Raw genomic sequence first — 26,009 nt, 5'->3', positions numbered from 1 at the left:
AGACGGGGGTTGGGCATCCATAGATCCTACCCATTCGGCTCAACGTGGGGCTACACGTGGTGCGAAGCCTAGGCGAACCGTGTCAATTAGAGTCGCCGACGCCGAGCCGGAAGGCCGCGCAGCAGGCCGCAAGCCGACTTATCCACAGGACCGTCTGCACCGCCGGCGGAACGCCAATAGAGTTGTGGACCTGTTGGTGTCGAGTCGCTCGGGGGTATGGGCATGGCGTACGGGAGTCCGTTCTCGCCTCGCCCTGGTGCCGCGACCGTGGCCCCGCGTGGTCGTGGCACCGAGGCGGCCTTGGCACGGCGCTTTGTGACTGACGTAGCGCATGCACAGGTTGAGACGAACGGACTGATGTTCGTGGGGTCGCGAGGGATCGGTAAGTCAACGCTGCTTGGAGGTCTGGCCACAGATCTTCGCTCGATGGGGTGGCGCGTAGCGGAGGTCAGAGTCAGCGAGAGCCTGTCGGCGAACGAAGCGCTGCGGGACAGTCTCGATAGCGCACGGATGCGGGGTGGCGCGCGATTCCGCGATCCCGTGGGGAACCTTCGCAAATCCGTGAGGGGAGGGAGCCTGTCGGTTGGGCTGCGTGGACCGTCCGCGTCGGTGGACATCGAGCGCGCCGACCGCGGACCGCAGATCGCGAAGCTGGTCATCGACGCCGGCGAGCAGGCTCGCCGCGCTGCTCGTCCGGCCGTCATTGTCATCGACGATTTGGACCGCTGGTCTCCATCTCAGCTGAGGCAGCTGTGTGAGGGCCTCAGCGAGTGCTCGCGCGCACGTCACCCCGTGGGTGTCATTGCCTCTGGATCTGCGGCCGCCGACGCTGACCTGGCGAAGGCAGATCGCGGTCAGGTCGTCGACGTAGCCCGTCTCGAGGTACTGACGCCGGCCGAGGCCAGCGCGGTCCTTCGGGACACAGCGGCTACGGTCGGGGGCAGGTTTGACCAGCAGGCGCACGACACGGTGGTCAACTTCTCTCAAGGCCACCCCCTCCGGCTCCAGCTCGCCGCGCACGAAGCGTGGCGGGCCGCCCCGCACGGGACGCTCCATATCACTGGGCATGCCGCGCAGGTTGGAGTCGACCGCGCCCGCACCAAACTTGACCGGCAAGTCCACGCCGCGACCTGGACCTCCCTGTCACGGTCGGAGCAGGTCGTTGTGCAGACTCTGGCCGACGGTCCCGCGACGCAGTCGAGGACGTCGATCGAAGCGCGCTTGTCCGCCAGCAGACGCGTTGCCAACGTCGAGTCCGCGGTCATTGCGCTGATCCGGAAGAACGTGGTCAAGGAGATCCCTGCCGGTCGACTCGCGTTCACCGACCCAGGCACCGCCGAATGGGTGCTCCGCAACCGGCCACCCGCCGGCTCAGCCAACCACGTACTTCACGCGTCACCACCGGCCAAACAGATAGGCTCGGCGCCGTCAGCGGCGCAAGCGCAGCCGACCCCGGCAGCGCTTGACCGAAGTCGGCAGTCGATCAACCCGACTCACGAACGATAGGTGGACATCTGATGCAGACCCCACCCACCGAACGTCCGCGGCTGGTCCCGGGCCTCGACATGGAACTCGACGACGCGATCGACACTCCGGCCATGGTCGACAAGATCGCCTCCGACACCCTGCCGCGCGAGATCTCCAGCACGATCCACTGCACCGAAGCCCTCGTCACCTACCTCGAGGAACTCCACGGGAACCGCCGGCTTGACCAGTTCCTCACTAGGGCCGAACGCGCACAAGTCGCCCAGTTCATCGCCTCGCTGGGCGACAACCCCGCCCGCACCGACGAATTCTTCTCCAGCTCGTCCGAGCTCGGCTACGAACAACGCAGCCCCTCGTCCGGCTGGTACGCCGGTGACCTCGCCGGCTGCCGCGAGATCGCCAAAGCGCACCACAACGACTCGGCGCTTCCCGAATACGCGCGCGAGTCTCTGACCCTCCTGCTCGCGCTGCACGAATACCTCGACGACCTGCACGGGAACAGCGACACCCGGGAGATCCTGACCTCGGCCGAACGGGCCCAAGTCGCCGGACTCGTCAGCCAGATCCTCGGTCATCCGCCGACCGCCGACTAGCCGCAACTGCACTCTCGCGTCCCCGCGTGTGGCACGAACTCCGAAACCCCGGCCGAGTGGCCGATCGCCAGCCAGCAGCCAGCGGCCTCGGTTCTGTCGAGCCCGGGCCGTTGGAAAATCTAGGCGACGATCTCCAGGTGGTCCGCTGCGTGGGCCCTCGTTGTACCGTCGTTGCCTTTGGTGAGTTCGAGGTACGACGCGACGTCGGGCCGGATGAGTCGGAGCAGCTCCACCACGTCGGTGTGCACGTGGTACCTCTCGACCAGATCAGTGAACGGCACGGGTGCGCCTTCGGCTAGGAGTTCGATGCCGATTGCGACGTTGAACGAGTCGAGATCGATGTTGATCTCCTCGTTGTGCTCAACGGTGCGCGCGACCGGCGACTCAGCGAGCCGGATGTAGGCGGTATCAAGAACGGTGTCCACCTCGATGGTGATGCTTGGCATCAGGTACCCTCCTCGTCCTTCCACGCCACGGACTTCAACACCATCGTAGTGTCCTCATTCACATAGCCCGGTGGCAATAGCCACACCTTAAGTGTCCGGCCATCCAATCCTGGACCCTCGTATTGGATCCCGTTCTGCCGCTCTGGCAGCGTCAACCACCGCCCGCGTAGGGCATTCTCGACGTCCTCGCGCGTGACGTGCCGCTCACGCATCCGCTGAAGCGCGTGGCCTCGGATGATCAACCTCATGACTGCGGTGTTGCACGCACAACGTCGAACGCGAGACGCCGGACGTGCTTGCCCTCGAGCTCGATGTTCACGGTGTACAGGCCGGCCGAAGGCAGCGGTATCTGAATGTCCATCGCCAGGAGGTGACCGACGAAGCCTTCTCCGTAGGGGCGGCTGTCTGGTCCAGGGCTGAGCTGACCGTCGACACCCAACCGGAAAGATTCCCCAGGACCAGTGATCTCCACCCGGAAGGGGATGATTTGCTCGTCTATCCGCGCTCGGACGCGGGCCGCGACGGCCATCCGATGAGTCGTCGGAAGGCTCTGAGCCTCGACGAAGGTGAAACTGGCGCCGACCGAGGTAAGAGTTCCGTTCGGCTGGACCTTGGCATAGTCCGCCAGGAAGGCATAATCGAGGGTGGCCACCTTGGGAGCCTATCGATGGAGAGACTAGGACCACACAGCGGCGCACCGGACAGCAGTACCCTCGGCGAGCATGTAGCCGGCTGCTGCTGCTGTGTTGGGACGCAGACCGGGTCGCCGCGGGCCTCGAGTACCGCCGCCGGGCTGCCCTCGGGAGAGTGAGTCCCTGGCGGGGGTGTTGACCTCCTATGTTCAGCGGCCGGGCCTTGCGACAGCGGGCCACCAGCGCTGAGGCGCTCGTCGACGCCGATGTGATCAATGAAGGTGCGCGGACCATCACGGTCGACATAACCGAGACGATCCGCGAGCTGGACGAGCTCGACGACGTTCTAGCCACCACCCACCGGAACCAAGCCCGCCGTTCGATCACACGCCGAGCCTCGCGGCCCGGGGCTCTGAACAACTTAGCCATGCTGCGCCGCGCTTGGCTCACCGCCGAACCAACTACCTCGTCGACGCTGTCGACCCCAGCACCCCGCCAACTCCATAGTGTCGATGGTCGATTAGGTCGGGCGTTGTTATCGAGAGCAAGAGCCATCTCGGAGCTTGCGGCGCCTGCGGAGGGACCGTCCGTAGACTCATGACCTAATCCACCGAGCTACTGCCGCAGGAGTGAACCGTGACAGACATCGACATCGCGGCAGAGAGGGCGATCGTCACTGCCGTTCTGCGGGTGCACGACCCTGGTTCTCGGCTCCGCGAAGTATCAGCGCTGGCCACGTTCTTGAATGACATCCAAACGGTCTACTCGGCGTACATGACTGTGGTGCTCCCGGCGACCGAATACGCGCGTGGGCCGCGACCCCAGATGGCTTCACGTTCCCGTGCAGGCCGTCCGCGGGCTGCGAAGGTGCGTGCCGAAGGGGGGTATCGCCGCACTCCCTTGGCGTGGTTGCTCAGTGGGGTCATTACAAACCCAGGCGATTCTTCGCAACTGCGGGCACTCACCGCCCTTGCGCCGCACCTTCCCGATGACTTGCGAACGACCGTCGTGGCACGCGCAGTGGAAGCGGTCAGCGCGATCGCCGACAACGTATCGCGGGCCAAGGCGCTGACTCAGTTGGCACCGCACCTAACCGCCGACCAGTTGGCAACGGCCCTGGAAGCGGCCCTCGCCATCACCAGCGAACATGCGCGCGGGCGGGCGCTGACCGGCCTTGCGCCGTACCTGCTGGCAGACCAGCTGGCAACGGCGGTGGAAGCGGCGCTTGCTATCACCGACGAGTCATGGCGGGTGCAGGCGCTGACAGGGCTTGCACCGCACCTACCCATCGACCAGCAACCTGCGGTGCTTGCACACGCCCTGGACGCCGCCAGCGCGATCACTGGGTCATGGCAGGCGTGGGCGCTGACTGGGCTGGCACCGCATCTACCCGCCGACCAGCAACATGCAGTTGTGGCAAACGCTCTGGAAGCGGCCGGCGCGATCACCGACGAGTCGAGCCGGGCGCAGGTACTGACCCGGCTGGCACCGTACCTAGCCGTCGACCAACTGGGCACGGCACTCGAGGCGGCCCTTGCTTTCACCGACGACGTGTCGCTGGTCCAGGCGCTGGCCGGGCTGGCACCGTACCTACCCGACGATCAGCTCGCCACAGCGCTGGACGCCGCACTCACCGTCTCCAACGAGTCGGCCAGGGCGAGAGCGCTGACAGGGTTGGCCCCGCGCTTAAACGCCGACCAGTTGGCGTTGGTGCTGGACGCGGCCCGCGGCATTGCCGACGAGTTGGCGCGGGCGCGAGCGCTGACAGCGGTCGCACCGCAGCTTCCTGCAGACCAGCAAGCTGCAGTACTGGCACAGGCTCTGGATCTGACAGTCAGGATCACCAACGAGTGGTCGCGGATGGAGGCGCTGACCGACCTTGCACCGTACCTACCCGACGACCAGTTGATCAGAGCGCTGGAAGCGGCCCTTGCTATCACCGACGAGTTATGGCGGATACGAGCGCTGACCGGCCTTGCACCACATCTACAGGCCGACCAGATGACTGTGGCGCTCGCCGCGGCCCTAGCTGTGACCGACGACGCGTTGCGGATAGAGGCGCTGACTGGGCTGGCACCCCACCTATCCGGCGACCAGTCGGCCGCGGCGCTGGGCGCCGCGCTCGCCTTCACCGACGAGTCGGCGCGCGCACAAGCGCTGGCCGGGCTTGCGCCGTACCTGCTGGCCGACCAACTGCTCGCGGCGCTGGAAGCGGCCCTTGCTCTGACCGACGAGTCACTGCGCGGGCAGACGCTGCTCGACCTTGCACCGTACCTAGCGGTCGCCCGGCTGACCTCGGCGCTGGGCGCAACCAGCGCGAGCCCGATCGCCCTGTCGGCAGCGGAACCAGCGAGTGAGCCAGCACTACATCTTCAGACCATGTCTCTTGAACCCAGCGGTGAACGATTTGCAATCGGGCCGCTTCCTCCACCTCTCATCGTACGAGAGATGCGGATGGGCTCGGTGTGGTTGGACCTGGTCCAACAAGCTCCGAGCATCGCCCAGTTCGCGATAGTTCCTGTAGCCGGAGCAGTGCTGTGGCGTGTCGCAAAGGCTCTCCGCGAAGGTCCGGGGCAGATCGCGGAGTGGGGTGCTGTAATCCCCAAGGCTCACGCCAAGTGGATCGAAGGTCAAGCTGAAGTCAGAGAGGCGGAAGTCCGTCTTCTCGAAGCCCAAGCCGCAGTTGCCCGCGTCCGCTCACTGGCTCCTGAACTCGAGGCATCTGTAGTCGACAATGTGGGCAATGAGCTGCCGCCTCCGCGGTCTGATCCGTTCGTATAGATATCAACGGCTTCTACCAATCCTGCGGCAGTGACTGAGGCCGGCGCCGCCGGCCACTGTGGATAACTCGGCACGGCCATTCCGAAAATGCTGCATCCTGTTGGTGGATCTCCGGGCCGAGGCCACCGCTACCGCGCCAGTCACGTGACCGCATATGCCGGCTTCGGGGTTGAGCAAAGCGGAAGGCCGCCCGGAGACTCCCCGTACGACACCATGCTCGCCCTCGCGGGCGATCGCGGCGAGGTTTGTACAGCCCCCCGAACGGGACACCCATCCCGCTCAGTCCCAGTGCTCGCGCCAGTCTGGATCGTTATTGAAGGCAGTCGCTAGGTCGCGGAGTTGCTCCCGCAGCAACGGTGCTTCGGGAGCATCCGTGTCTCGGGCTTCGCCGTACCGGGCGAGGACGAGTCGCAGCGCGTCGCACTGCCGGCGGATGTTGATCGCCCAGCGGAGGAACGCAGCGCCGCCTGGTCCCCTGCTGTACTCGCGCGCCTCGGTAGCCACCTCGCTCTCCCACCGGATGATGTGGAGGCAGAGGAACTCGAGGAGCCGGTCACCGTTGGCTTTGGGCAGATCCGGCCTCGGCCGGGTGAAGTTCTGGTCGATCCAGCTCTGCGGTTGTCCGAGAACGCGCCGTACGTCACCAATACCCCTACTTGTCACGCCAATATTAGAACACATGTTCCCTTAAGCTTCACAGTGATGTCTTTGATGTAGTCGACGAAGGTTGGGTGCTTGTCGTCATTTGGGTGTTGTCGACGCTCCGGACCCGCCCAAAGGGATCAGGGAAGGCTCAAACCCGACCCGCCGGCCGAAGTCGAGTACCGTGGAGAGTCCAGCAGACGGGAGACGCAAGTGACCTCCGAACCCGCCCCGGATTCAGGCTGGGAGCCTGACCCGGCTGGGGTCTACTTCTCGGACCGGTTCGAGGTCGACCCTCAAACGCTCAAGAAGTACGGCGCGTTTGATATCTCAGTCGTCACTGACCTGCCGTTGTTCATCGACCCGTTCCTGCTGTTCAACAGCGAGAACGATGAGTACCAGGCGCTCCACGACCAGATCATCGACTACCTGCGCTTCCTGAAGTCCAGGGCTACCGGCGACCTCGACCCGAAGCTCATCGACAACTGGTACCGGTTCAAGGAGGTCGAGCAGAACTGGCTCGGCTTTACCGCCGACGGCAACCGCGGCCACGGCCTCGGATCCGGGTTCGCCCGGTCATTGCACGGTGCGCTCGGCAGCCTGCTTGAGATCGGCAAGGTGGTCAGCTGAGGCTTCCCGGCAGGGTCGGGAGGTCGCCCGGTCCCAGGTCCGGGCGGTGGCGGATGTAGCGCATCCCGTGCCGGGCCTGGCCGGCTTGGGTGGCGGCGTCGGCGGCGACTTCCGCCACGACGGTGGGCTGAACCTTGGTCAGCGGCTTCTTGGAGTCAGGGCCTCCCCATCGGTACGAGGTGATCTCGTCGGGCCATGGATGGCTGCTCGTGGCGGGGCGGAGTACGGCGGCGAGCTGGGTGGACTGGTCGGGTTTGAGCGGCACGGTGCGGCCGACGACGACCAGCTCGCCTTCGCCGGTGTACAGGCCGGCGATCACGACGTCGGGGTGGCTGATCGGTCCGAGGACTCCGCCGACGATGACCTCGCGGGTTTCGCGGTGCTTCACCTTGACCCAGGCGTCGCGTCGACCCGGCGTGTAGCGCGAGGATGCGCCTTTGACGACAAGTCCTTCGACGCCCATCGCGGCGGGCAGCACCTCGAACCACTCGGTGGCCTCGTCGACGTCATCGGTGACAGGGGTCAGCTGCAGTGGCGGGACCCAACCCTTGGACAGCTGCTCGAGTCGTTGCCGGCGGACGGTCCAGCGCTGCGTGCGCAGGTCGACGCCGCTCACCGTGAGCAAGTCGAACGCGGCGTAGGAGGCGGGCAGCTCGGCCGCCTTGGTGCGGGCCTTCGAGGGGCTGGTGACGAGGCGCTGCTGGAGCGCGTCGAAACTCAGCCGACCATCGGCACCGAGGATTACCAGCTCGCCGTCGAGCACTACGCCGTCTGGGATCTGGCGGATTGCGGCGGAGGCGATGTCGGGGAACCGGTCGGTGATGTCGTTGCGGTTGCGGGTCCACAGCCTCGCGGCCTGCCCGCGGCGGACGATCGCGACCCGGTAGCCGTCCCACTTCACCTCATAGCGTGATCCGCCCGGCATCGCCCGCGGGCCGGGGATCTGGTCGACCGATCTCGCCAGCGCGACCTCGACCGGCCCGGCCAGGTCGGCCGGGATCCGCACCTGCGTGGTCTCAGTTCGACGACGCGCGGGACTCATCGCTACTCCAGCCGCGCCAGCCGGTCCAACGCGGCCACACGACAATCCGCGGGCTTGTCACGGGCAGTGGCGCGGCGCGGAGCGGGCAGAAGCGATGGTGCTCCGGGACCTTGGCCCCGTCGCACTTCCCGCACCGCCAGATGCCGGCCACGGCACCAGCATGCGCTCGTGACTCAGCTCATGTCACCGTACGGCGGTCGGTTCGGCGGCGAGAGCGCGATCCTCTCGGCGTGTGCCCTGGAACGGATGGCGTCCTCGGTGCGGTTGAGCCTGATGCTCATCACCCCGACCGGGGTGTTGCCTGCGGCCAGTTCCCGCAACTGCTGCACGTCATCGTCGGTCCACGCCTTGCCGCTGCTTTTCGTCTCACTGTGTGTTGGGAAAGCCACTGCTGCGTAATAGTAATGAAATGGCAAGAGCACACACAGGCAAGATGCCGAATGACCAGGTTCTGCGCTGGGCGGCCGACGCGGTTGGCGGGACGAGCGTCGTTTCGTCCGAGGGCCTGACCCGCGGCGAGCACCGCCCTTCGGGCACGTTCCGCCTGGGAATCGAAGGACCGGCGGCCCGGACCAGGGACGTGATCTTGAAGGTCCCTGTCCGGGGATGGATCGCCGCCGCGTGGGTGATCACGAACGCACGCGCGCTTCAGCTGGCCGAGACTCATGGCCTGGCCGCGCCGCGGCTGATCGCTGCGGATCTCGACGGGAAGGCGAGCGGAACCGTCGCCACCCTGGAGACCTTCCTGCCCGGCAGCGCCGGTCTCTCGCCGACGGTTTCGGTCGCCCGGCTCCGCGAAGCGGGAGCGGCCCTTGCCAGGGTCCACGCCTTCAGGCTGGTTCCGCAGGCCCATCTGCCATACCGGCCCCGGCCGTGCGCCGTCGACGACCGCGCCGATGAACGCTGGCGGGGCCTGATGCCGACCACACCTTTGCTGCAGCAGGCCGACGAGCGGGTCAGGTCGCACGGGATGCCGGCAGTCGCGTCGGTGTTCGTGCATGGTGACGCCTGGGGCGGCAACATGCTCTGGGAGGGTGACCGTTGCGTTGCGCTGATCGACTGGAATACAGCCGGGGCTGGTAATCCGGGCGTCGATCTCGGCAGCCTGCGGATGCAGATGACCCTTCAGTACGGCCAGGACGCGCCGTCCCATGTGTTGGAGGGCTGGGAGCGGCAGGCGGGCCGGGAGGCAGTCGGCGTGCCCTACTGGGATGCCGTGGCCGCGCTGAACACGCCGACAGTGATGGACGGTTGGGCGGGATTCGCCGACGACGGTAGCCTCCTGGGCGCCGCTGCCGTCACCGAAAGGCGCGACGCTTTCCTTCGCACCGCTCTCAGTCAGTGGTCATAAAGTGGTCGCGCGTGCCGAAATCGACGCTGCTCTCCACTTGGGGGCCTGTAAGACGACATAGTCAGGGTCCTTCGCCGTTCGGAACTGTTGCTCATGGCCCCGGTACCCAGGCTGACACGCCTCAGCTCAGGAACGCGCGTGGCTACAGCCCGGTAGCGCGGTGCATCACAGGGCCAACCCGCAGGCCTCCTGTGGCCACCGGACTACACCATCTCGGAGCGAGCGATAGGTGGAAACTGTCGGCAGGCGGTGGGATCGTGTTGTGGTATGGAGCTGACTGGCCGGGATTTCGAGCGGATACCGCGGACGAATCTGCACGTGCCGGTGCGTGAGTTTGCTCGGCTGTGGCTGACGGCTGAGCGCCGGGGGGATGCCGTGCTGCGGGCGGGTGGAGACGACTTGTACTTGCTCGGCGTACAGGTGACCTGCCGCTGGCTGGCTGGCGTGATCAAAGTCGTGGAGGGCCGGTCCGGACGTGTGGCGCTGGCGTCGCCGGCGCCGATCACGCGCCGCGAGGACCGGGCGTACGAGGAGCTGATCGCGGCGGAGACGGACGCAGCCGAGCGTGCGGTCGCGCAGGATCGGAAGGATCGAGGCGCCGAGTTCGTGGCTGGCGCACATGCCACGCTGGCCTGGGCATGGCGGTGGTCGGGTGTTCCACCGATCGATGTGGAGCAGGTCCCGGTGAAGCAGACGGGATAGAGGCGCTGCACCCCGGGGCCACAAGGAGCCGTTAAGGCTTCTGTGGCCCCGGAGTGGGTGTGGCGCAGCGTGCCCTGGCCTGGGTGGTCAGGCTGTGCGCTGGCGTGGGCAGCGGATACCGGCGGTGAGTCCGGAGGTGATGGTGCGCTGAGCCTCGCTGCGCGGCAGGCCGATCCTGTCGGCGGCGGACGTTAGTTCGTCTCGTGCGATGCGCTGGTCGAGCAGTTGGGCGCCGACCAGTTGTCCGAGGGCGAAGGCTGCACGGTTGAGGGTGTCGTTGCGGTGGCCGGGTGTAGCGGCGAGGACTCTCTCGAGTTCTCCGGTGAGCGCGGCCAGTGTGTAGGCATCGCTGTTGCTGAGGCTGGCGGACTGCTGCGGTGCCTGGGCGATTGGTGGGCAGGGGGCGAGTGCGTCGATGATCCAGCTGGGCAAGGGCTGTAGTGCGCTGGGGCCGGTCGCGAGGTAACGGCCGTCGGTGGTGATCGACCCGGCGCCGACGACGTAGCCCATGCCCGCGGGTGTCGATCTTCCATCCAATGCGGCCGGCGCTGTTGCCGAGCTCGTTGCGTGCGGGCTGGCGGTAGTACAGGTGTTGTTCGCCCGAGGGCGTGGCGACGGTGTAGGTCGGCTGAGGAATGGCGCCATGGCTGGCGGCCACGAAGGCGAGTACGTCGGCGCCGCTTGATGCACCGCGCCCTCGCCACGGTTCGGGTGCTTGATCACTCAGGTTTTTCGGCTGGTCCATGTCCACGACGAGCAGCCCGGACGGCCCGGCGGCGACGCCGACGTTGTACGGCGCTTTGCGCCAGGTGCGGGCGATCGCGAGGTGGTCGGTGGTGGCGGCGGCTTCCCAGTCAGTAACGGCTGGCGTCTTGCGTCCGGGCGCCAGGGGGAAGACTGAGAAAACCTTGGTCGGCGTGCCAGTGGGCGGCCCGGCTGAGCGCCTGGTGGGCCGGGTCGGTGACTTGTCGCTGTGGCTGGGTGGTGGTCACGGTTCGACCTCGTTGCGGTGGGGGTGGACTCGTTCGCTGCGGACCCGCTGCGGTGCACTCCGGTCGGTGTGGTCGGTGTGGTCGGTGCGTTGGCGCAGTTCGAGGTAGACGCGGACGCCGAAGGAGCCTCGGTTGGGGTAGGCGCGGTCGGTGCCTGCGACCTCGAAGTGGTCGCGTAGGTGGTCCACGAGGCGGGTGATTTCGTCGGGTTCTCCGGACAGCCGGACCTTGATCGTCATGCCGTCTCCTCCTGGTCGGTGTTCGTGCCGGGCCACGCCTTCGGACCGAAGTCGCCGTTGAACGCCACACGCAGCGGGCCACGCTCGCAGAGACTGTCGAAGTCCGTACGGCCGGGAATGTCGTCGTCAGGACAGGCCGCCGTGACGGCGCAGTCGTCTCCGTCTTCGGTCTGGAACACGATCCAGGGCCAGCCGGCGTGGTCGATCACCACTGCGGTCATCGCCCACAACACCAACTCGATCAGGTCGTCGTACGTCGTCAGGAGGGTTCCGTTGGGGATGCGCTGTGACATGGTCAGCTCTCCTTCGTCGTGGCCCTGGGGGTGCCGTAGTGGGCGAGGCTGGGGATGCGCAGGTGGGGCCAGTGCCCGGCGTCCAGCAGGGAGTGGGCTGGCGTCGGCTTGGACCAGTCGGGTGCGGTGTCGCTGCCGGGCAGCAGAACGGCGCCGCGGGCGTGTACGTAGAGTTCGCTGGCCGGACCGTGCTCCCAGCCGTCGGTGAGGTTGTCGTGGTGGTTCACGAATCGGACGTTGACGGTGAGCTGGTTGGGCATGTGCCAGCCGGTCGCGGCGCGGCGCCGCTCGAATTCGGTGGTCACGGCGACGGTGAAGCGGCGTTCGTATTCGGAGCGGTCGGCGTCTTCGAGGTCGGCGAGGGCCTGCTCGATGTCCTCGATCTGCTCCAGCTGGTCAAGAGTCAGCCGGTCGCGTGAGGGGGTCCAGCGGTCGCCGAACAACACCGAGCCGATGTGGTTGGTGCTGGCCTCGTAGGTCTCGTACATGCCCAGGTCGTCCAGTTCGTAGACGCTGTTGACCACGAGTTCGACCGGTTCGCTGCGGTAACCGAGGAGGTACTCGTCGCCTTCGCCGACGGTCGATGCGAGTAGGGCCGCGACCCGATCGGCTTCCCACGATCCGGGGCGGGCTTTGATGATGGCCTAGCTGCTGCCAAGGTTCGCGGCGACTGTGGCGAGCAGGTGCGTGATGAACTCTGCACCGTCACCGCTACGTTCGCCGGCGTTGATCGCGCGGATTGCTCGGGTCGCGGCCTGGACCGCGATCTGGAAGTCGTCCGGCCGGGGTTCGCCGGGCCCCGGCAGCTCGGCCGACACGGTCGGGTCGGTTGTGTCGCTCATCAGATCAGGCTCCCGTTCGACAGGTAGTCCTCGATGAGCACGGGTAGGCATCCGCAGTCGGTGAGTCCCATGTGGTGGAAGCCGTTCGCGCACCGGTCATCGGTGCAGCCGCACAGGTCGCCGGTCCAGGTCAGGGTCTGGCCCGCCGGCGGGACGTAGCCGTACCAAGAGGCCTCGATCCACTGCTCAGGCGTGATTCCGGCCATGGCCAAGGTCGCGATCGCGATCGCGACCAGGGTCAGACCTCCGGACTGCTCGAAGTCGCGGCCTCCGCAGTGGGAACAAGTCGTGGCCGCGATCCGCTCGTCTTGGCGGCCTGGTTGGGTTGTGGCTGCTAGCTCGATCTCGGTGTCGCATTCCACGCAGCGCCACTTTGACGGGATCTGGTTCGGGATCGGTTGGGTCATCGGTCGGTATCTCCTTGTGTGGTTGAGGATTGGGTCCCGGTCCGGCACCGGGTGGGCCAGCGCCGGACCGGGAGCTGGGGTCAGGCGATCTGCTCGCGGTGGAGGACAGGGCGGAGCCGGGATCCGATCCATTCGCCGACTGCGGGAGTGACGGCGTTGCCGTATCCGTCGACCTGGTCGCGGGCGGATCCCCACACCTGGTAGGTGCCTTGGTGGTTGCCGAAGGTGACGTCGAAGCCGCAGCCGCGGCCGATCTCGTGCGGGCCCATCATTCGGAAGTAGCAGTCCTCGAGCCGCAGGTCGCGCAGGGTCTCGCGCCATTCGGCGGCCAGAAGTGCGGTGGTGTCGCGGGAGGTGAGGGTGCCGAACGGGTCAGTGACCGGATGCGGCGCGGTCTCGGTGCCGGTGGAGCCGTTCTGCTTGTACCAGCCGGTGAACAGCAGGCCGGGAATCTGTTCGGCCGTGACGGTCGGCATGGCCTCGGCGTGAATCGTTGGGGTCGTGTTCTTCCGGAACGGAACGACTCCCGCAGATAGGCCGCTCGACAGCAGCCCCATGGTCTCCGAGCCGCCTTGTGTCGGCAGGGGTTCGTTGGCGCCGCGTGCCGTGCCCTGGAAGTTGTTCACGGCAAGCAGCACAGCCTTCTCGTGGGTGGCCGTGACGGTGTCCATCGGCTGGGTCAGGTGCTGTCCGTCGCCGTTGTGGCGGTGCGCAACCATGACCTGACCGGTCGACAGGATCGCGGTCTCCTGCTGGCTGGTCTGCGTGGACATCGGCTGCCATGGGTGGCGTTCGGAGCCGTGTGCGGACTTGGCCGGCATCAGCACCGCCGGGAACTCCGCGAACCGCTGACGGCATCGCTCTGCCCGTGCCATCGTCGCGGGAGCGAGAGGCCTTTCCCGGTCGCCGATGCGGGTGCCGAGGTTCGACAGGTCAAGGGCGTCGAGGCTCGGCGTGTAGTGCGGAACAACTGCCTTACGGCAACGCTCGCACAGGTACTCGTACTGCTTGCCGTAACGAACCGAGCCGGTCGCCGGGATGCCGGTTTTCCACGCCTGGAATGATTTCTCGACGGTCCCGCAGTGCTCACACCACGCCAGCGGCCGGTGCTCCAGGTCCGGGGCCGGGAGCCTCTTGTCCCAGAACACCCCGTACCAGCGGTCGCGGGACTGCCCGACGCCGAAGAACATCGAGTTCAGAAACAGGATCTTGTACTCGTAGTTCAGGTTCTTGAACTGCTTCAGCCACCAGCGGTAGGTGGAGCCGTCACCGACCTTCTTCTTCCCGGGCACTAGCTGCCCCCACGACTGCAGCTCGGTCGTGCACTCGACCACGATCAACCGCGGGTGATGCCGCTGGGCGTAGTGCAGCACACAGTTGGCAGTGGCTCGGTCACGCTCGCTGCGGGTGACGCGATCCTCGTAGTCCGGATCATTGAAGTTGAACAGGGTCAGTCCCTGCTCGTACGCCTTCTGCGTGTTGGCCTGTGAGTGGTTCACACAGGACACGCCGGCGGCGAGCAGGTCACCCGGCGGCAGGTCGCGGGCGTCGTGGTAGTCGGCCGACTCCGGGTCGACAAGGTCGGCGATCCAGTGCTCGGTGCCCGGGTGGTTCGCCTCGTGCACCTCGACCTTGTACGGGTTGTGGTTCGCGGCGGTGATCACGTCGAACCCGGCCCGCTCGATCCCTTGACTCAGGCCACCGAACCCGGAGAACAGATCAACAGCAACAAGGGTGTCGTGCCGGAACCGCCGCCGAACCGGCGCCGGACGATGCGTAGCAACACGAGCCTTGCTCATCGCTTGTCCCCCTTACGGATAAGGCCGTTGCCCCGGTTCCGGACGGTGTAGACCTCGGGACAGCAGTACTGCGAGCCGCACTTGTGTGCCGGGGTGCACCAGGGCTGGCACGCGGTCTTGGACACGCCCTCGATTCGTTTCGTCTTCATGGGATCTGTCGCCTCCCGCTGGTGGGCTTGTGTGACGGCAGTCCCCGTCCTTTGGGGCCTGCCGGCTGCTGCCGTCTGCCAGGCCGCTAGAGGCTCCGAAGTCAAGGGGTTCTCGGTTGGTGGACAAGGAAATAAGCGAGCGCAGCGAGCGCCGCCGTCCTCCAGGCGAGAACCCCTTGACTTTGGAGGGGGCGGTCTGGCACCGCCCGCCAAACCCAGCCACAGAAGGCTTTTCGCCCGGCCGGAGGCCGGGGTTGCTCTCCCGCCCGCCAGGGGCGGGAGAGCCTGGACTACACGCGGTCAGTCGTCGTAGCTGCCCAGCTCCAGCGCTGGGCCGTCGTCGTGGACGGCTTCAGTGGTGAGCGTCGCCGTTGCTGGCTGGGCGTGGGTGGCGGTGTCGTCGGCGTGCCAGCGGGCGAGTTCTTCGGCGCGGGCTTCGGCGTCGTCGGTGGCGTGCAGTTCTTCGGCTTCCCGGCGGTGCTGAATCTCGATCAGTGCCCGCTGCGCCCGGCGTACCGCCTCGGCGGTCTCCTCCGCCGACGGGACCCGCGGCACATCGGATTCCGCGACCTGTTCTTCGTCGGCGGCGACGTCGCGGATGTCGGCCGGTGCCAGGTTCTCCTGCGCAGCCCGGTCCTCGACCGGCTTGGCTTCGGCGGCCTCAACATCCACGACCGCTTCGGGAGTGTTGTCGTCGGAGACGATCTCCGCGTCGAGGTATTCGTCGTCAGCCAGGTCAGGTTCGGCTGTCTCGCTGGGAAGCTGGTCGTTGACGAGTTCGGCCTGTACGAACTCGTCGCCCGGCTGTGCGGTCGCGAAGTCCTGAGCGCGGGCCTCGGCGACCTCGGTCAAGTCGTGCTCATCGACGACAGCCAGATCGTCGTTCGGTTCGTCGGTGTCGAGCCATTCCTCCGGTGTTGGTCCGTCGTCGGAGTTGTCGATGCCGCGGGTCTCGAGCTCGAACGCGGCGCGTTCGGCGGCGGCCCGGGTCTCGGCGGTGTGGGCGAGCCAGACGGCGCGGGCGTCGTCGGCGGCTTGGAGTTCGGCGGCGCGGGCGTCGAGTGCCTCGGCCAGGGCTTTGGCCTGCTCGGCTTCGGTGCGCAGCTGCTCTCTCGTTGCCTCGTCGTCGCTGGCGTCGGCTTCGGCGATTCGGAGTGCGGCGGTGCGTCGTTCGCGCTCTGCGGACTGGCGGGTGCCGGCGAGTTCCTCGCCGACGTACGGCGGTGCCCAGGCCTTCTCGCGTTCGTAGGCGCGGACCCGGACCCGGAGCTGGCCGTTGGACATCTCGGCCTCCGCGCGGTCGGCCTCCGGTCTTCCGAGTGCTCGCCACGCGGAGCGCCAGGAGGCGTATTGCTCGACTTGGCCGGGCTTCGGAGCTGTGCCGAGCGCGTCGTCGCTGGCCTCGTGGCTCATGACCTCGCGGTGTGCGGCCACGATGCCGACGCGTCGGATCCAGACGCTGCGCTCGTCTACCTCGGCGGCGGTTGGCGGCTCGCCGAACGCTTCGAGTGCCCACTGGGGTCGCTCGGCGGCGACCTGTTCGCCGAGTTGCTTGGTGCGGCTGTCGGCCTCGGCGGCGAGGCTGGCCAGGTACGCCGACCACTTCGGGTCATCGATCTGGGGAAGCCGGTCGGCGAAGCTGTCGCCGGCTGGATCGAGGTTCGGGTAGGTGTTCGTGATTCGGTCTTGGATGACGTGGCTGATCTTGCGGGCGTCGTGTAGCGAACGCTGCTGGATCGCGTCGGTCAGCACCTGGCGCGGGTTGTGCCCGGCCAGCTCGACGCGGCGTAGCAGCGTCTGGAGTGTTCCGGCGCCGTCCTCGACTGCCAGCGCGGTGCGCTGGTCGGCCGTGAGTGCACCGGTCTCGGTGAGTTCGTCCAGCCAGCTGGCTGTGCGGCCAGCGGTGGCGAGTGAGATGCCGTCGGCGAGTAGCTCGGCGGGCGTGCGGAGCCGGTTTGCTTCGGCGGCGTCTTCGGCGGCGGTCTGCAACGCCGATAGTTGCGGGTCGTCCATGTCGAACGCGTTTCGCAGCACGGACAGCGCCGAGTGTTTCGCGGCGGTGGCGGTTTCGCCGTACTCGGCTTCCTTGGCGAGTGATTGGGTGACGACGTGCGCGGTGTTCGCGACCCGCCCGCGGGTCATCGCGACGTACAGCGCGTACACGGATGTGTTCTGGGTGGCGACCAGGTGGCTGGAGTCCACGGTCAGGCCCTGGGAGGAGTGGACGGTGGCGGCGTACGCCAGAGACACCCAGTCCTGGACGTACTGCGCGGGCAGCACCATGGTTTCGTCGGGCACGGGTTGACGGGTGCCGCGGATCAGCGGCGCGACCCGCAGGCCGCCATCGTCCAAGACGTCGACTACCTTGAACTCGTCGCGGTTGAACGCGGCGCGCTTGTTTCCTTGGTAGCCGTTGAGGTGCCAGGCGTTGAGCCTGGTCTGGATCAGGTCACCGGCGCCGACCCGGTTGCCGGTCGAGGACAGCCAGGCGGTGCGTTCGTCGTCCACTTGGCCGTAGGCGACCAGCCTGGCGCGCAGCTGCGCGGACAGCTCGGCGGCCTGGGCGTTGCTGTCCACGATCAGCAGTGCGTGGCGTCCGTTGAGATGGTCGGCCAGCCACGCGTCGGCCGCCGACCGTTGCGCGGCTTCGAAGTGGCCGCCGTCGAGAATGCGGCCCTGCTTGTGGTACTCGCCCAACACCGACTCGTCGCCGTCGCGCAGCCGCAGCGACGCCGGGCCTTCCCATCCGGCGGTGAAGCGGCGGGTTTCGCTCAGCTCGTGGTGGAGCGCGTTCGCGGTCACCAGCCGCATGCCGCCGCCGGCTCCGACAGCGGCGAGCTGTCGGTGGTCACCGACTAGTAGCAGCTTCGCACCGGCGGCGTTGCAGTAGGTCTGGATCTGGGCCAGGTCGGTGGTGTTGGCCATCGCGGACTCGTCCACGACAACCAGGTCGCCGTCGCGCAGCGTCCACGCCTGATCCTCGGTGGCGGCGGTACCGTCGGTGAGCCGTTGCTGGGTCGCCAGCCACCGGGTGATGTTCTTCGCGGTGACGCCGTCGGCGGCGAGTACTTCGGTCGCGACCTGCGAGGCGGCCAGCCCGACCAGCCGTCGCTGCTGGCCGCCCCACAGGGTCGGGTCTTCCCACGCTTTCGCGAGCGCGCCGACGACGCGGGATTTGCCGGTGCCGGCCGGGCCGACGAGGGTCTCGACCTTGGCACCGGAGGTGAGGACGCCACGGACCGCGGCCTCCTGATCGGCGCCGAGCTGGAGACCATCTGCGGTCAGTCGCTCCACGAACGCCTGCACGCACGGCGGGCTCATCGCGGCGGCCCCGCGGGCGTAGCCGGCCGCAGCGAGCTGCCGCTCGGCCTTGACGTGATCAGGTGTCACGTACCGGGTCGCGCCCGGCGCGGCGTACGCCGACGACCCGTCGCCGCGGCGCAGTTCGTCGGGCAGCGCCGCGAGCTGGTCAGGACTCTGGCCGGGCCGATCGGCGTCGACCTGCTGGGCGAGCTTGAGGCCGCGCTCGGTCAGCCGGTCCAGCAGCCGTTCGATCCTGGCCGGGCGCATGTTGCCGAGGTTGTCGGGCAGCGCGTCGCTGATCGCCTTCGTCAGGTCAGCGGCGCGCCAGGTCGCCTGCTTGGCCTGCACCTCGGCCAGTGCCGTCTCGAGCACCTTTGCCTGGTTGATCCGGCCGGGCAGCCACTGACGTTGCTGCAACGCGAGCACGTCACGGGCGACCTTGCCGAGTCCCCCGCGGACCTCGGCGCGCAGCTGACGGTCCCACCGCTCCAGGCGCTGCTCGACGGTCTCACCGGTGTGTGACTTGGCCTTGCGGGTCGCCAGCGACGCCTGCTGCTGGATGTAGGCCAGTTCCAGGTTGTTCGGCTCGCGGCCCTTCTTGGCCTCGAACGCGCGCACCATCGGCGCGGTCTTCTTGGTGATCGCCTTGCGGCGCGAGGAGAACAGGTCCATCACGGCTTGGTCGATGCCGACAATCTCGCGGGCCTTGCCGTCGGGCCGGGTCTTGAACTGCACGCCGAGTGCCTTGATCAGGTGCTGTTCCAAGACCCGCTCGCCGACGGCCGCCGCGGCGGGCTGCACCCGGTGCAGCGCCTTGGAGTCGACCGTGCGCCATTTGCCGTCAGGTCCCTGCACGCGGTTGAGGATCGCGTTGTGAATGTGCAGCTGCGGGTCGTGCTCGCGGCTGTCGTGCTGGAAGAAGGATGCGATCGTCCAGCCGTGCGCATCGGCCCACCGGCCGGATGCTCCCCCGAAGTGACCGACGCGGGTGTAGCCGGCCTTGTCCTGAAGGTAGTTGAGTGCGGCGCGGTTGCCTGCCCAGATCGCGTCCTCGACCGCCTGGCGGTGCTTGCCCCAGTGCACCGCTTCGCGCTCCGCGCGCTGCACCGCCGTGCGGTGCAGGTGCACCGCTGCGCGGTTGCCGGTGCGCTCGGCGTCGGCCAGTGCACCGCGTGCCTGCTCCGCTTCGGTGCGGGCCTGCACTTCTTGCGCCTCGAACGCGGTGTGGAGCACCGTCACCGATTTCTGCGGACTGAACGTGGCATCGTGGAAGGACACGTTCTTGCGCACCGCTTTGCCTGCCAGTGCACGCAGTTCGGCGCGGCGCTCTGGTGATGCACCGGGCTCCTTGGCCAGTGCATCGGCGTAGACCTGTTCCTCGGACTTGTAGTTGCGGCCGGTGTGGCCGAGGGTCTCTGCCTCGTCCCACCGCGCCGGGTCCCGGAACGCGTCGCTGCGCGGGTCGATGAACCGCTCGTACAGCGCGGTCATGTCCTGCGCATCGACCTCCCCGGTCAGCCCGAGCGCCTCAGCGCCCTTGCCGAACCAGCGCCCCGGCGGCTCGCCGGCCGCGACTGCGCCGGTGTAGTAGTTCTCCCGGCCGGACGCGACCGCGCCGGTCAGGTAGTCGGCCCGGTGACCACTGCGGACGCTCACTACAGCCATGCCGCACCCCCGGTCCCAACCGGGGCGGCAGTGCCGACAACCGCCGACCGCGGTAAGCCGATACGACGACGCGAAGCGGAGTCGAGGCTCCATTTGATCGTGATGCCTAGGTGTGATCTGGGTTCTTTGATCCTGTCGCTGCCTGCTGGCTGCTGCTGAATCGTCAGATTGCTCGTCGGCTGCGTCATGGTCGCTGCGAGTCGATTCCTGTGCTGGTTCCTGGTCGCTGGGTTCGTGTCGTGGATGTTCATCGGCTGCTGCTCGATTCGAGTTCGCGGCTAGCGGTGGTGTCGTCGGAGTTGTTGTCGAGGGTGTTTTCGCCGTCGTCGTTGACGAGTTGGAGTTGTCCACGGACCTGCGGGGCAGGTGAGCCGTCGTCGCCGCTGTCGGCGGCTGGCTCGGCCCACCCCGCCAGCTCCTGGAGGCGCTTGGCCCGGCCAAAGCCGACCGGCCGCCCGAACGCTTCCTCCGTGGCGCGGCGGATTTCGCGTTGCCCGAGGGGCGTACCGCCCTGCTCGGCTGCGTGGCGCACCACCGCATCGAGCAGTTCGGCGTCGGACGGCCCCGCGGTCTTGCGCGGTGCGGCCTCGCCGGTCTCTGTGGGCTGGTGCGTCGCCGGTTCGGTGCGGTGCGGTGCATGCATCGGTGCGGGTGCACCGCTCGGGGCGGCGTCGTGCACCGGTGCAGTCGGTGCGGTGCGGACCGGGGGGTGCACCGGTGCGGCCGCCATTGCAGTTGCCGATGCGGTGCGGAGTGCACCGAGCAGGTAGGTGAGCAGCCACACCGGTGCAGCCCGCGGCTCGATGCGCTCGGCGCTGCTGGGCACATCAGCTGGGCCTTCGGACTCGTCCGGCCTGCTGGGGTCGGTGAGTCCGAGCGCGGCGGAATCGACCAGCGCGAGCAGCTCGCCGGGCGTCAGCCGTCCACCGGCCGGAAGCAGCAAGGCCAGTTCGCTGGCCGACAGCAGCCCGTCGCGGATCGTCTGTAGCGCGGCAGTACGAGCGGCCCGTGCGGCGTCGAGTGGCCACAGCTTGCGGCTCGGGCACAGCGTCGCGAGCCGGGATGCCATGCGGACGACCTGCTGAACGAGTGCCCGCGCGGCGATCGGATCGTCGCTACCGGTGCGTGACAGGTGCAGCCATACGCGGGTGGTGATCACCGGGGAGGTGATCCAGGTCAGCGCCGACAGTCGCGGCTTCGCTGGTTGTGCGAGCCGAAGGTGCAGCCGCAGCAGGTGGGCGAGCATCTCGACCAGGACCGCGTAGGCGAGCGGCGCGAGCGCGTGCGCGACGGCGTCGGCGATGCCGTGAGCGGTGTCGATGTTCAGCCACACGGTGCCGCCGATGAACACGTACGTGGTGACCAGCGCGCCCGGAATGCGCCAGCCTCGGGTCAGGGCGGCGAGCCGGAGCGCGGTGCAGGCGACGATCATGCCGTCGGCGACCAACGGCACTAGCGGGCTGTCGAACTTGTGCGACACGGCACCGAACGAGCGGGCGCCGCCGATGCCGGCGACGGCGAGCGCGGCGATGACCGCGACAACGATGAGAACGCGTCGGGTCGTCAGCCGCCCGGCCTCGATCGCGGCGGTCATGCCGCGAACCGCACGGCGGACCGACCAGATCAGGCCGGTGACGACGGCTGCGAGGAGGATCAGCCCGGCGGCCCCGGCCGCGATCATCGGCCAGGTGAGCGCGCCCAGATGGTCAAGCCTGTCGGGCAGGTTGATGGACAGGGTGATCATCGCTGGCCTCCAGCGGTATCGCGTACGGCGGTCAGGCCGCTGCGGTCACCGCGCCGGCCTGCCTTGATCTGCTCAGGTGTCGGCGCGGGCCCGTTGTCGTCGCGGGCCGTGGCCCACCAGGTCACGAACGGGTCGGCGTCGGCCGCCAGCGGAACGGTGATCGCGCGCTGACCGGCGGTGTCGCGGTGGGCGAGCACGTCGCAGGCCGGGGCGTACTCGCCGATGCGGCGGGTGACGCCGGGGCGCTGCCGGTCGTGCCAGTCGCCGACGGCCTTGTTCGACGCCTCCTCGCCTTCGTAGGCGATCGTCCAGGCGTCCATCAGCCACAGCAGTTCCTCGACGATCTCGGGGTGCCACAGCCAGCACGGCGGCAGCGTCTCCCACGCGGTCGCGTACCGCAGATAGACCGACTCCATCCACGGCAGCAGCTCGCTCAGCACCGTCTCGACCGCGGCCTGGTCGTGTTCGGGCAGCCGCAGCCAGGACCGCAGCGGCTCCACATCGCTGCAGTCGCCGGAGCCTGCCGCCTTGCGCGCGCCGGCGGGCGTTGACGCGATCCGGGTCAGCAGATCCTCGAACGAGGCGACGGTGTTGCCGAGCGAGGCCACGGTGTCGTTGAGCCGAGCGACGGCGGTCTTGGATGCGGTCTGCTGCATGCCGGTCTTCATCGCGGCCACGTCGCGGCTAAGCGTCTCGACCGAGCGGGCGAGCCCGGCGACTGCCGCGAGCGCGGCGGTACCGGGGTCCTTCTCGTCGTCGTACTGCATCAGTCGTCTCCCTCGGCGTAGAGGTCCACGAAGCGGTCTTCGATCACGACCGGGTCGATGGCGACCCATCCGGTCGGCTGGCCGTCGCGGTCGTAGGCGGGCACTGCCTCAAGGTCGAGCACCTCGGCGAGGTAGTCGCAGCTCCAGCGAGCACGCAGCTCGTCGCCGTGTGATCCGGTCGGGGTCGTCATGCCGCACCCCCGTCGGTGTCGCGGCTGCCGCCGATCAGCTCACGGGTTCGGCTGACGTCGCGGGCCGCGAGCGCCGCGCGGGCCTTCCGCATGGCGCCGGCGAGCCGCAGCCGGGCGAGCAGTTCGCGCGCCGGGTCGGTGGCTTCCAGCCACGAGACCAAGCCGTCGATGCGGTCCACGAGACGCCGTGCGACGGGCGCGGTCAGGCGCTGCCGCACGGCGGTCAGCCGGTCGATCACGGCGACCAGCTGGTCACGCAGCCAGGCGGCATCGCCGAGCACTCGGGCACCCAGGCGGTTCTCGAGTGCGGCCAGTTGACTGCGGGTCCACTGGACGGTGCGGCGGTTGTGGAGCCGCTCCATGCGCAGGTCGCGCCGGTTCCACGCCATCTTGACCCGGCCGATCGCGGGCGGCATGCCGCGGGTGATGATCAGCGCCTGCCCGGCGCGCAGCTGCGCGACCTGGCCCGGGGTGAGGACCGGAACGCGCCGGTCGCTGATCGAGACCCCGCCGGTGGTGCGGTCGCGGGTCGCGACCTGCTCCAGCCGTTCCCCGCACAGCGTGGACCAGAACTGCAGGTCGTCGTCGTCGCTCGTTCCGGCCAGCACGACCTTCGTGGTCACGTTGGTCAGCAGCGCACCGGTCGCGGCCTCGCCGAACCGGTCGCGCAGCTGGGCGCGGGACTGCGCGGAGATGTGCAAGGTGATCCCGCGCGAGCCGAAGTCGCCGGTCCACCGGTCCAGCGGGATCAGGCAGATCAGCGCGGCCTCGTCCAGCACCATCGTCAGCTGCGGGTCCAACCGGCGGCCCGGCGTACGGACCGCGAGGGTCTTGGACTGGCGCGCGATGTGCGCAGTGAGAGCTGTGACGAGCGGCGCGGTCTTCTTGTCCTCCGCGCCGAGCAGGTACACGGTGCCGGTCTCGGCGAGCAGCCGCTCCACGTCGAACGGCACCCTGCCCGGGGCCGCTGCGGCGGCGGCGGTCGGCACCGACAGCCACGACAGCGCGGGCATGATCGTGGTGGAGATGCTGGAGCGGGTGCGTTCGTTGTTGGTGAAGAACTGCATCGCCTGCTGCTCAAACCCGGTCGCGTTCGCCACCCGCAGCTCCCACAGCGCGTCGGACTTGGCCTGGTCGTCGGGGTGCGCGATCCAGCGCTGAACGTCGGCCATCGTGTAGCCGCCGAGCGCGGCGGCGTGCATCAGCGCAGTCAGCGCCTGCCTCGCGAGGTTCAGCCAGTGCTCGGCGTCGTCGGACTTCGCCCCGACACCGTCAAGCAGATCGGACGCGCGGTCCATCACCACACCCGGGTCGGTGCACCCGGTCAGCGGGTCGAACGTGATCGTGGATCTCTCGCCGGTCAGACCGTCGGGGTCGAACACCCACACCGGTCCGCGCTTGGCGCGCTGCGTCCGGGTGATGTCGAGAATGTCGGTCTTCGTGCTGGTCGCGATCACCGCGCCGGGAGCGTCCAGCAGGTGGTTCATCATCAACCCGGTCTTACCCGCCCGTGGCCCCGCGACGGCCAGCGTGTGGTCCTCAGCAGACGACCGGACCTTGACCCAGCCGACCGTCGCAACGGTCGTGCCGAGCTGCGTTAGAGGCACGAACCGCCGCCGCCACGCCGACACCTCGGCCAGCGAGGGGCGCACGATCTTGGCCTTCTTGCGCAGCATCCGCGCCGACGACACCCGGCGCACATCCCAGCCTGACGCCAGGCCATCGGTCATGCGGCCGGCGCGGCCGAGACGGCGCAGGAGCCCACGCGAGCTGGACCGTGACCGCAGCGTGAATCCCGCGGTGCCGAGCATCACCAGGCCGGCGGCGACGAGCAGCTGCCACCAGTGTCCCGACGCCTGCACGGCTGTCGGGAGTGCGTGCAGCACGAACCCGGCGTACGCGAGCCACAGAGCCGCCGCCAGACCACCGCCGACCGCGCGGTTCACCGCCACCAAGCCCAGAGTCACGAGCAGCAGGACACCGCTGCCGAGTGTCCACCCCGCCGCGCCGCCCGGTGCGCCGAGCCGCAGCCCGACGACGCCGGAGAGCAGGACCCACAGCGGGGTGGCGATCAGGGCGCCATGCATGAGCCGCCAGAACAGCAACCCGGCAGTCGCCAGCCCGACCATGCCGGTCGCGGCGGCCCAGTAGCCCAGCTCGGCCATCGCGGGCGACTTGTCCCATGCGATCGCGGCCAGGCCCGTGGCCAGCATCGCGACCATCGCGAGCGTGAAGCGCGGGACCATCACGCCTTCGGTCCGCGTCGGCCGCCGCATCATCGCGCACCCCCGATCAACACACCGGCCACCGCCAGCACCGCGCCGGCAACAGCCGCGACGGACGACACCCGCAGCCACCGGTGCTTGGTCCACGCGATATCGGCCAGCCGCTTGGCCTGATGCGTCACCGCCACCAGCGGGTCGGCCACCTTGTCCCGGATCATTTGCGGGTCGATGTGGCGGTTGAGCAGCTGCTCAACCGACCGGCGACGTACCGCACCGAAGTACAAGAACTCCCCCGGCACCAGCGTGTCCGCCGGGCGGTGCAGCCGCGGAACCACAACCAGCAGCGCTGAACCCAGCGCAACAGCCAACGCCACCAGCGCCAGACCGAACGCCACTCGAGCGACCAGCGGTGAGCCATGCGACTGCGACACCAACGTCAGCACTACCGCCGCGAGTGCGGTCTCTAGCGTCGCTGCGAAACCCCCCTTGGTGTCAGCCTTGTCGATCGCCGCTGCGGCCGAGTCGTGCATCCGCCACGCCAGATCCATCTGCATGCGCTCGCTCATCGCGCACCACCCGCGCCGTCGGCGGGAGCCGCCTCGGGCTGAACGCTGTCGCCGTACGACATCAGCGCTTGCCACCCGGCCATGTGCGCCGGAGTGATAGCGCAGCTACTCACGCTGACCGGGCCCATGGCCCGCTCGGCGGTGTAGTGACTTCCCCCCAGGCTGGTCATCGGCGTCACCCCCAGCACCGCGGCCAACTGATCCACGAACGCTCGAGCGGCCTGGTACTGCTCCGCCTCCGGCAGCTCGCGGTCGAACTCACGCGGCGTGTGCAAGGTCGCCCGCACCATCGGGGCGGGCAACTCCGGGTGATCCGCCACGAACGCGGCCAGCTCAAACAGCCCGCGAATCACCGCAGCATGCGCGGCCGGTACCTCCAACATTCCAACCGGCGGCACCCACTCCATGCCGGCCTGCACTGCGTCAGTCATGCTGTAGACCTCTCGAACTCGTTGGTGAGTGATGGGAGAACCGGCCCTGTTCTGGTTGGCGCCCGTGCAGGGCCGGTCTTCGATACCTGAGG

At 68.2% G+C, this 26,009-nt stretch carries 25 protein-coding genes and 1 pseudogene; 6 read left to right on the top strand and 20 right to left on the bottom strand.

Features of this window, described 5'->3' with window-relative positions:
* Window positions 1–267 precede the first annotated feature (267 nt).
* Together EV647_RS23185 and EV647_RS23180 are read left to right on the top strand one after the other, a co-directional pair.
* Window positions 268–1,506, top strand: coding sequence for an ATP-binding protein (locus EV647_RS23185; protein ID WP_166680419.1), 1,239 nt, complete (start codon window positions 268–270; stop codon window positions 1,504–1,506).
* A gap of 11 nt (window positions 1,507–1,517) precedes the next feature.
* Complete coding sequence (locus EV647_RS23180; RefSeq protein WP_134006265.1) at window positions 1,518–2,078, top strand: hypothetical protein; 561 nt, start codon at window positions 1,518–1,520, stop codon at window positions 2,076–2,078.
* Between the two features lie 119 nt (window positions 2,079–2,197).
* Here the strand turns inward: EV647_RS23180 and EV647_RS23175 are convergent, their stop codons facing one another.
* Both EV647_RS23175 and EV647_RS23170 read right to left on the bottom strand, forming a co-directional pair.
* The gene (locus tag EV647_RS23175; RefSeq protein ID WP_134006263.1) at window positions 2,198–2,524 is read right to left on the bottom strand and encodes a DUF2283 domain-containing protein; all 327 of its coding nucleotides are present in this window, start codon (window positions 2,522–2,524) and stop codon (window positions 2,198–2,200) included.
* A gap of 244 nt (window positions 2,525–2,768) precedes the next feature.
* Window positions 2,769–3,176 carry a hypothetical protein gene (locus EV647_RS23170; RefSeq protein ID WP_134006261.1) on the bottom strand — a complete coding sequence of 136 codons (408 nt, stop codon included), beginning with the start codon at window positions 3,174–3,176 and terminating at the stop codon, window positions 2,769–2,771.
* A 616-nt stretch (window positions 3,177–3,792) separates the two neighbouring features.
* Between EV647_RS23170 and EV647_RS23165 the strand changes: the two genes are divergently transcribed.
* Window positions 3,793–5,937: a hypothetical protein gene (locus tag EV647_RS23165; protein WP_134006259.1), complete on the top strand. Its 2,145-nt coding sequence runs from the start codon at window positions 3,793–3,795 to the stop codon at window positions 5,935–5,937.
* A 279-nt stretch (window positions 5,938–6,216) separates the two neighbouring features.
* Here EV647_RS23165 and EV647_RS23160 read toward each other — a convergent pair whose 3' ends face one another.
* A complete protein-coding gene (locus EV647_RS23160) occupies window positions 6,217–6,600 on the bottom strand; it encodes a hypothetical protein (protein WP_134006257.1) in 384 nt (127 codons plus the stop codon).
* Between the two features lie 192 nt (window positions 6,601–6,792).
* Between EV647_RS23160 and EV647_RS23155 the strand changes: the two genes are divergently transcribed.
* Window positions 6,793–7,209 (top strand): hypothetical protein, encoded by a 417-nt coding sequence (locus tag EV647_RS23155; protein ID WP_134006255.1) that lies wholly within the window; start codon window positions 6,793–6,795, stop codon window positions 7,207–7,209.
* Here the strand turns inward: EV647_RS23155 and EV647_RS23150 are convergent.
* Both EV647_RS23150 and EV647_RS23145 read right to left on the bottom strand, forming a co-directional pair.
* Window positions 7,202–8,251, bottom strand: a complete 1,050-nt coding sequence (locus EV647_RS23150; protein ID WP_134006253.1) for an ATP-dependent DNA ligase — start codon at window positions 8,249–8,251, stop codon at window positions 7,202–7,204. The genes EV647_RS23155 and EV647_RS23150 overlap by 8 nt on opposite strands.
* A 173-nt stretch (window positions 8,252–8,424) precedes the next feature.
* Complete coding sequence (locus tag EV647_RS23145; RefSeq protein WP_134006251.1) at window positions 8,425–8,640, bottom strand: hypothetical protein; 216 nt, start codon at window positions 8,638–8,640, stop codon at window positions 8,425–8,427.
* A gap of 44 nt (window positions 8,641–8,684) precedes the next feature.
* Between EV647_RS23145 and EV647_RS23140 the strand changes: the two genes are divergently transcribed.
* Entirely contained in the window at window positions 8,685–9,602 is a 918-nt protein-coding gene (locus EV647_RS23140; RefSeq protein ID WP_166679805.1) for an aminoglycoside phosphotransferase family protein, read from the top strand.
* 267 nt (window positions 9,603–9,869) lie between these two features.
* Window positions 9,870–10,304: a hypothetical protein gene (locus tag EV647_RS23135; RefSeq protein ID WP_134006247.1), complete on the top strand. Its 435-nt coding sequence runs from the start codon at window positions 9,870–9,872 to the stop codon at window positions 10,302–10,304.
* Between the two features lie 87 nt (window positions 10,305–10,391).
* Here EV647_RS23135 and EV647_RS43110 read toward each other — a convergent pair whose 3' ends face one another.
* From EV647_RS43110 to EV647_RS23065, 15 genes and pseudogenes are all read right to left on the bottom strand, one after another.
* The gene (locus EV647_RS43110) at window positions 10,392–10,814 is read right to left on the bottom strand and encodes a hypothetical protein (RefSeq protein WP_238177350.1); all 423 of its coding nucleotides are present in this window, start codon (window positions 10,812–10,814) and stop codon (window positions 10,392–10,394) included.
* 55 nt (window positions 10,815–10,869) lie between these two features.
* Window positions 10,870–11,193, bottom strand: a pseudogene (locus EV647_RS43740) (bifunctional DNA primase/polymerase); the annotation flags it as partial.
* A 99-nt stretch (window positions 11,194–11,292) separates the two neighbouring features.
* Entirely contained in the window at window positions 11,293–11,535 is a 243-nt protein-coding gene (locus EV647_RS23125) for a DUF3970 family protein (RefSeq protein WP_134006245.1), read from the bottom strand.
* Window positions 11,532–11,828: a hypothetical protein gene (locus EV647_RS23120; protein ID WP_134006243.1), complete on the bottom strand. Its 297-nt coding sequence runs from the start codon at window positions 11,826–11,828 to the stop codon at window positions 11,532–11,534. The genes EV647_RS23125 and EV647_RS23120 overlap by 4 nt, the downstream gene beginning before the upstream one ends.
* A gap of 2 nt (window positions 11,829–11,830) precedes the next feature.
* Complete coding sequence (locus EV647_RS23115; protein WP_134006241.1) at window positions 11,831–12,352, bottom strand: hypothetical protein; 522 nt, start codon at window positions 12,350–12,352, stop codon at window positions 11,831–11,833.
* Between the two features lie 120 nt (window positions 12,353–12,472).
* Window positions 12,473–12,670, bottom strand: coding sequence for a hypothetical protein (locus tag EV647_RS23110; protein ID WP_134006239.1), 198 nt, complete (start codon window positions 12,668–12,670; stop codon window positions 12,473–12,475).
* On the bottom strand, window positions 12,670–13,077 hold the full coding sequence (locus EV647_RS23105; protein WP_134006237.1) for a hypothetical protein: 408 nt from the start codon (window positions 13,075–13,077) through the stop codon (window positions 12,670–12,672). Before EV647_RS23105 ends, EV647_RS23110 begins: the two co-directional genes overlap by 1 nt.
* 80 nt (window positions 13,078–13,157) lie before the next feature.
* Window positions 13,158–14,876, bottom strand: coding sequence for a DNA cytosine methyltransferase (locus EV647_RS23100; protein ID WP_134006235.1), 1,719 nt, complete (start codon window positions 14,874–14,876; stop codon window positions 13,158–13,160).
* A 449-nt stretch (window positions 14,877–15,325) separates the two neighbouring features.
* Entirely contained in the window at window positions 15,326–19,993 is a 4,668-nt protein-coding gene (mobF, locus tag EV647_RS23095) for a MobF family relaxase (RefSeq protein WP_166680418.1), read from the bottom strand.
* Between the two features lie 247 nt (window positions 19,994–20,240).
* Window positions 20,241–21,737, bottom strand: coding sequence for a DUF2637 domain-containing protein (locus tag EV647_RS23090; RefSeq protein ID WP_134006231.1), 1,497 nt, complete (start codon window positions 21,735–21,737; stop codon window positions 20,241–20,243).
* Window positions 21,734–22,504, bottom strand: a complete 771-nt coding sequence (locus tag EV647_RS23085) for a hypothetical protein (protein ID WP_134006229.1) — start codon at window positions 22,502–22,504, stop codon at window positions 21,734–21,736. The genes EV647_RS23090 and EV647_RS23085 overlap by 4 nt, the downstream gene beginning before the upstream one ends.
* Window positions 22,504–22,695: a hypothetical protein gene (locus EV647_RS23080; RefSeq protein ID WP_134006227.1), complete on the bottom strand. Its 192-nt coding sequence runs from the start codon at window positions 22,693–22,695 to the stop codon at window positions 22,504–22,506. The genes EV647_RS23085 and EV647_RS23080 overlap by 1 nt, the downstream gene beginning before the upstream one ends.
* Entirely contained in the window at window positions 22,692–24,974 is a 2,283-nt protein-coding gene (locus EV647_RS23075; RefSeq protein WP_134006225.1) for a type IV secretory system conjugative DNA transfer family protein, read from the bottom strand. Before EV647_RS23075 ends, EV647_RS23080 begins: the two co-directional genes overlap by 4 nt.
* Entirely contained in the window at window positions 24,971–25,486 is a 516-nt protein-coding gene (locus EV647_RS23070; protein ID WP_134006223.1) for a Pycsar system effector family protein, read from the bottom strand. The genes EV647_RS23075 and EV647_RS23070 overlap by 4 nt, the downstream gene beginning before the upstream one ends.
* A complete protein-coding gene (locus EV647_RS23065) occupies window positions 25,483–25,917 on the bottom strand; it encodes a hypothetical protein (RefSeq protein ID WP_134006221.1) in 435 nt (144 codons plus the stop codon). The genes EV647_RS23070 and EV647_RS23065 overlap by 4 nt, the downstream gene beginning before the upstream one ends.
* Window positions 25,918–26,009: the final 92 nt, after the last annotated feature.

The sequence above is a fragment of the Kribbella sp. VKM Ac-2566 genome (assembly GCF_004366005.1).
Classification (GTDB): Bacteria; Actinomycetota; Actinomycetes; order Propionibacteriales; family Kribbellaceae; genus Kribbella; species Kribbella pratensis.
This window is presented reverse-complemented; position numbering and strand designations above follow the sequence as displayed.

Bases quoted from the DNA above. Each gene is read 5' to 3' on its own strand.
- EV647_RS23180 (WP_134006265.1), top strand. From the start codon at position 1,518: ATGCAGACCCCACCCACCGAACGTCCGCGGCTGGTCCCGGGCCTCGAC.
- EV647_RS23175 (WP_134006263.1), bottom strand. From the start codon at position 2,524: ATGCCAAGCATCACCATCGAGGTGGACACCGTTCTTGATACCGCCTAC.
- EV647_RS23150 (WP_134006253.1), bottom strand. From the start codon at position 8,251: ATGAGTCCCGCGCGTCGTCGAACTGAGACCACGCAGGTGCGGATCCCG.
- EV647_RS23140 (WP_166679805.1), top strand. From the start codon at position 8,685: ATGCCGAATGACCAGGTTCTGCGCTGGGCGGCCGACGCGGTTGGCGGG.
- EV647_RS23135 (WP_134006247.1), top strand. From the start codon at position 9,870: ATGGAGCTGACTGGCCGGGATTTCGAGCGGATACCGCGGACGAATCTG.
- EV647_RS43110 (WP_238177350.1), bottom strand. From the start codon at position 10,814: ATGGGCTACGTCGTCGGCGCCGGGTCGATCACCACCGACGGCCGTTAC.
- EV647_RS23125 (WP_134006245.1), bottom strand. From the start codon at position 11,535: ATGACGATCAAGGTCCGGCTGTCCGGAGAACCCGACGAAATCACCCGC.
- EV647_RS23120 (WP_134006243.1), bottom strand. From the start codon at position 11,828: ATGTCACAGCGCATCCCCAACGGAACCCTCCTGACGACGTACGACGAC.
- EV647_RS23110 (WP_134006239.1), bottom strand. From the start codon at position 12,670: ATGAGCGACACAACCGACCCGACCGTGTCGGCCGAGCTGCCGGGGCCC.
- EV647_RS23105 (WP_134006237.1), bottom strand. From the start codon at position 13,077: ATGACCCAACCGATCCCGAACCAGATCCCGTCAAAGTGGCGCTGCGTG.
- EV647_RS23100 (WP_134006235.1), bottom strand. From the start codon at position 14,876: ATGAGCAAGGCTCGTGTTGCTACGCATCGTCCGGCGCCGGTTCGGCGG.
- mobF (WP_166680418.1), bottom strand. From the start codon at position 19,993: ATGGCTGTAGTGAGCGTCCGCAGTGGTCACCGGGCCGACTACCTGACC.
- EV647_RS23090 (WP_134006231.1), bottom strand. From the start codon at position 21,737: ATGATCACCCTGTCCATCAACCTGCCCGACAGGCTTGACCATCTGGGC.
- EV647_RS23085 (WP_134006229.1), bottom strand. From the start codon at position 22,504: ATGCAGTACGACGACGAGAAGGACCCCGGTACCGCCGCGCTCGCGGCA.
- EV647_RS23080 (WP_134006227.1), bottom strand. From the start codon at position 22,695: ATGACGACCCCGACCGGATCACACGGCGACGAGCTGCGTGCTCGCTGG.
- EV647_RS23075 (WP_134006225.1), bottom strand. From the start codon at position 24,974: ATGATGCGGCGGCCGACGCGGACCGAAGGCGTGATGGTCCCGCGCTTC.
- EV647_RS23070 (WP_134006223.1), bottom strand. From the start codon at position 25,486: ATGAGCGAGCGCATGCAGATGGATCTGGCGTGGCGGATGCACGACTCG.
- EV647_RS23065 (WP_134006221.1), bottom strand. From the start codon at position 25,917: ATGACTGACGCAGTGCAGGCCGGCATGGAGTGGGTGCCGCCGGTTGGA.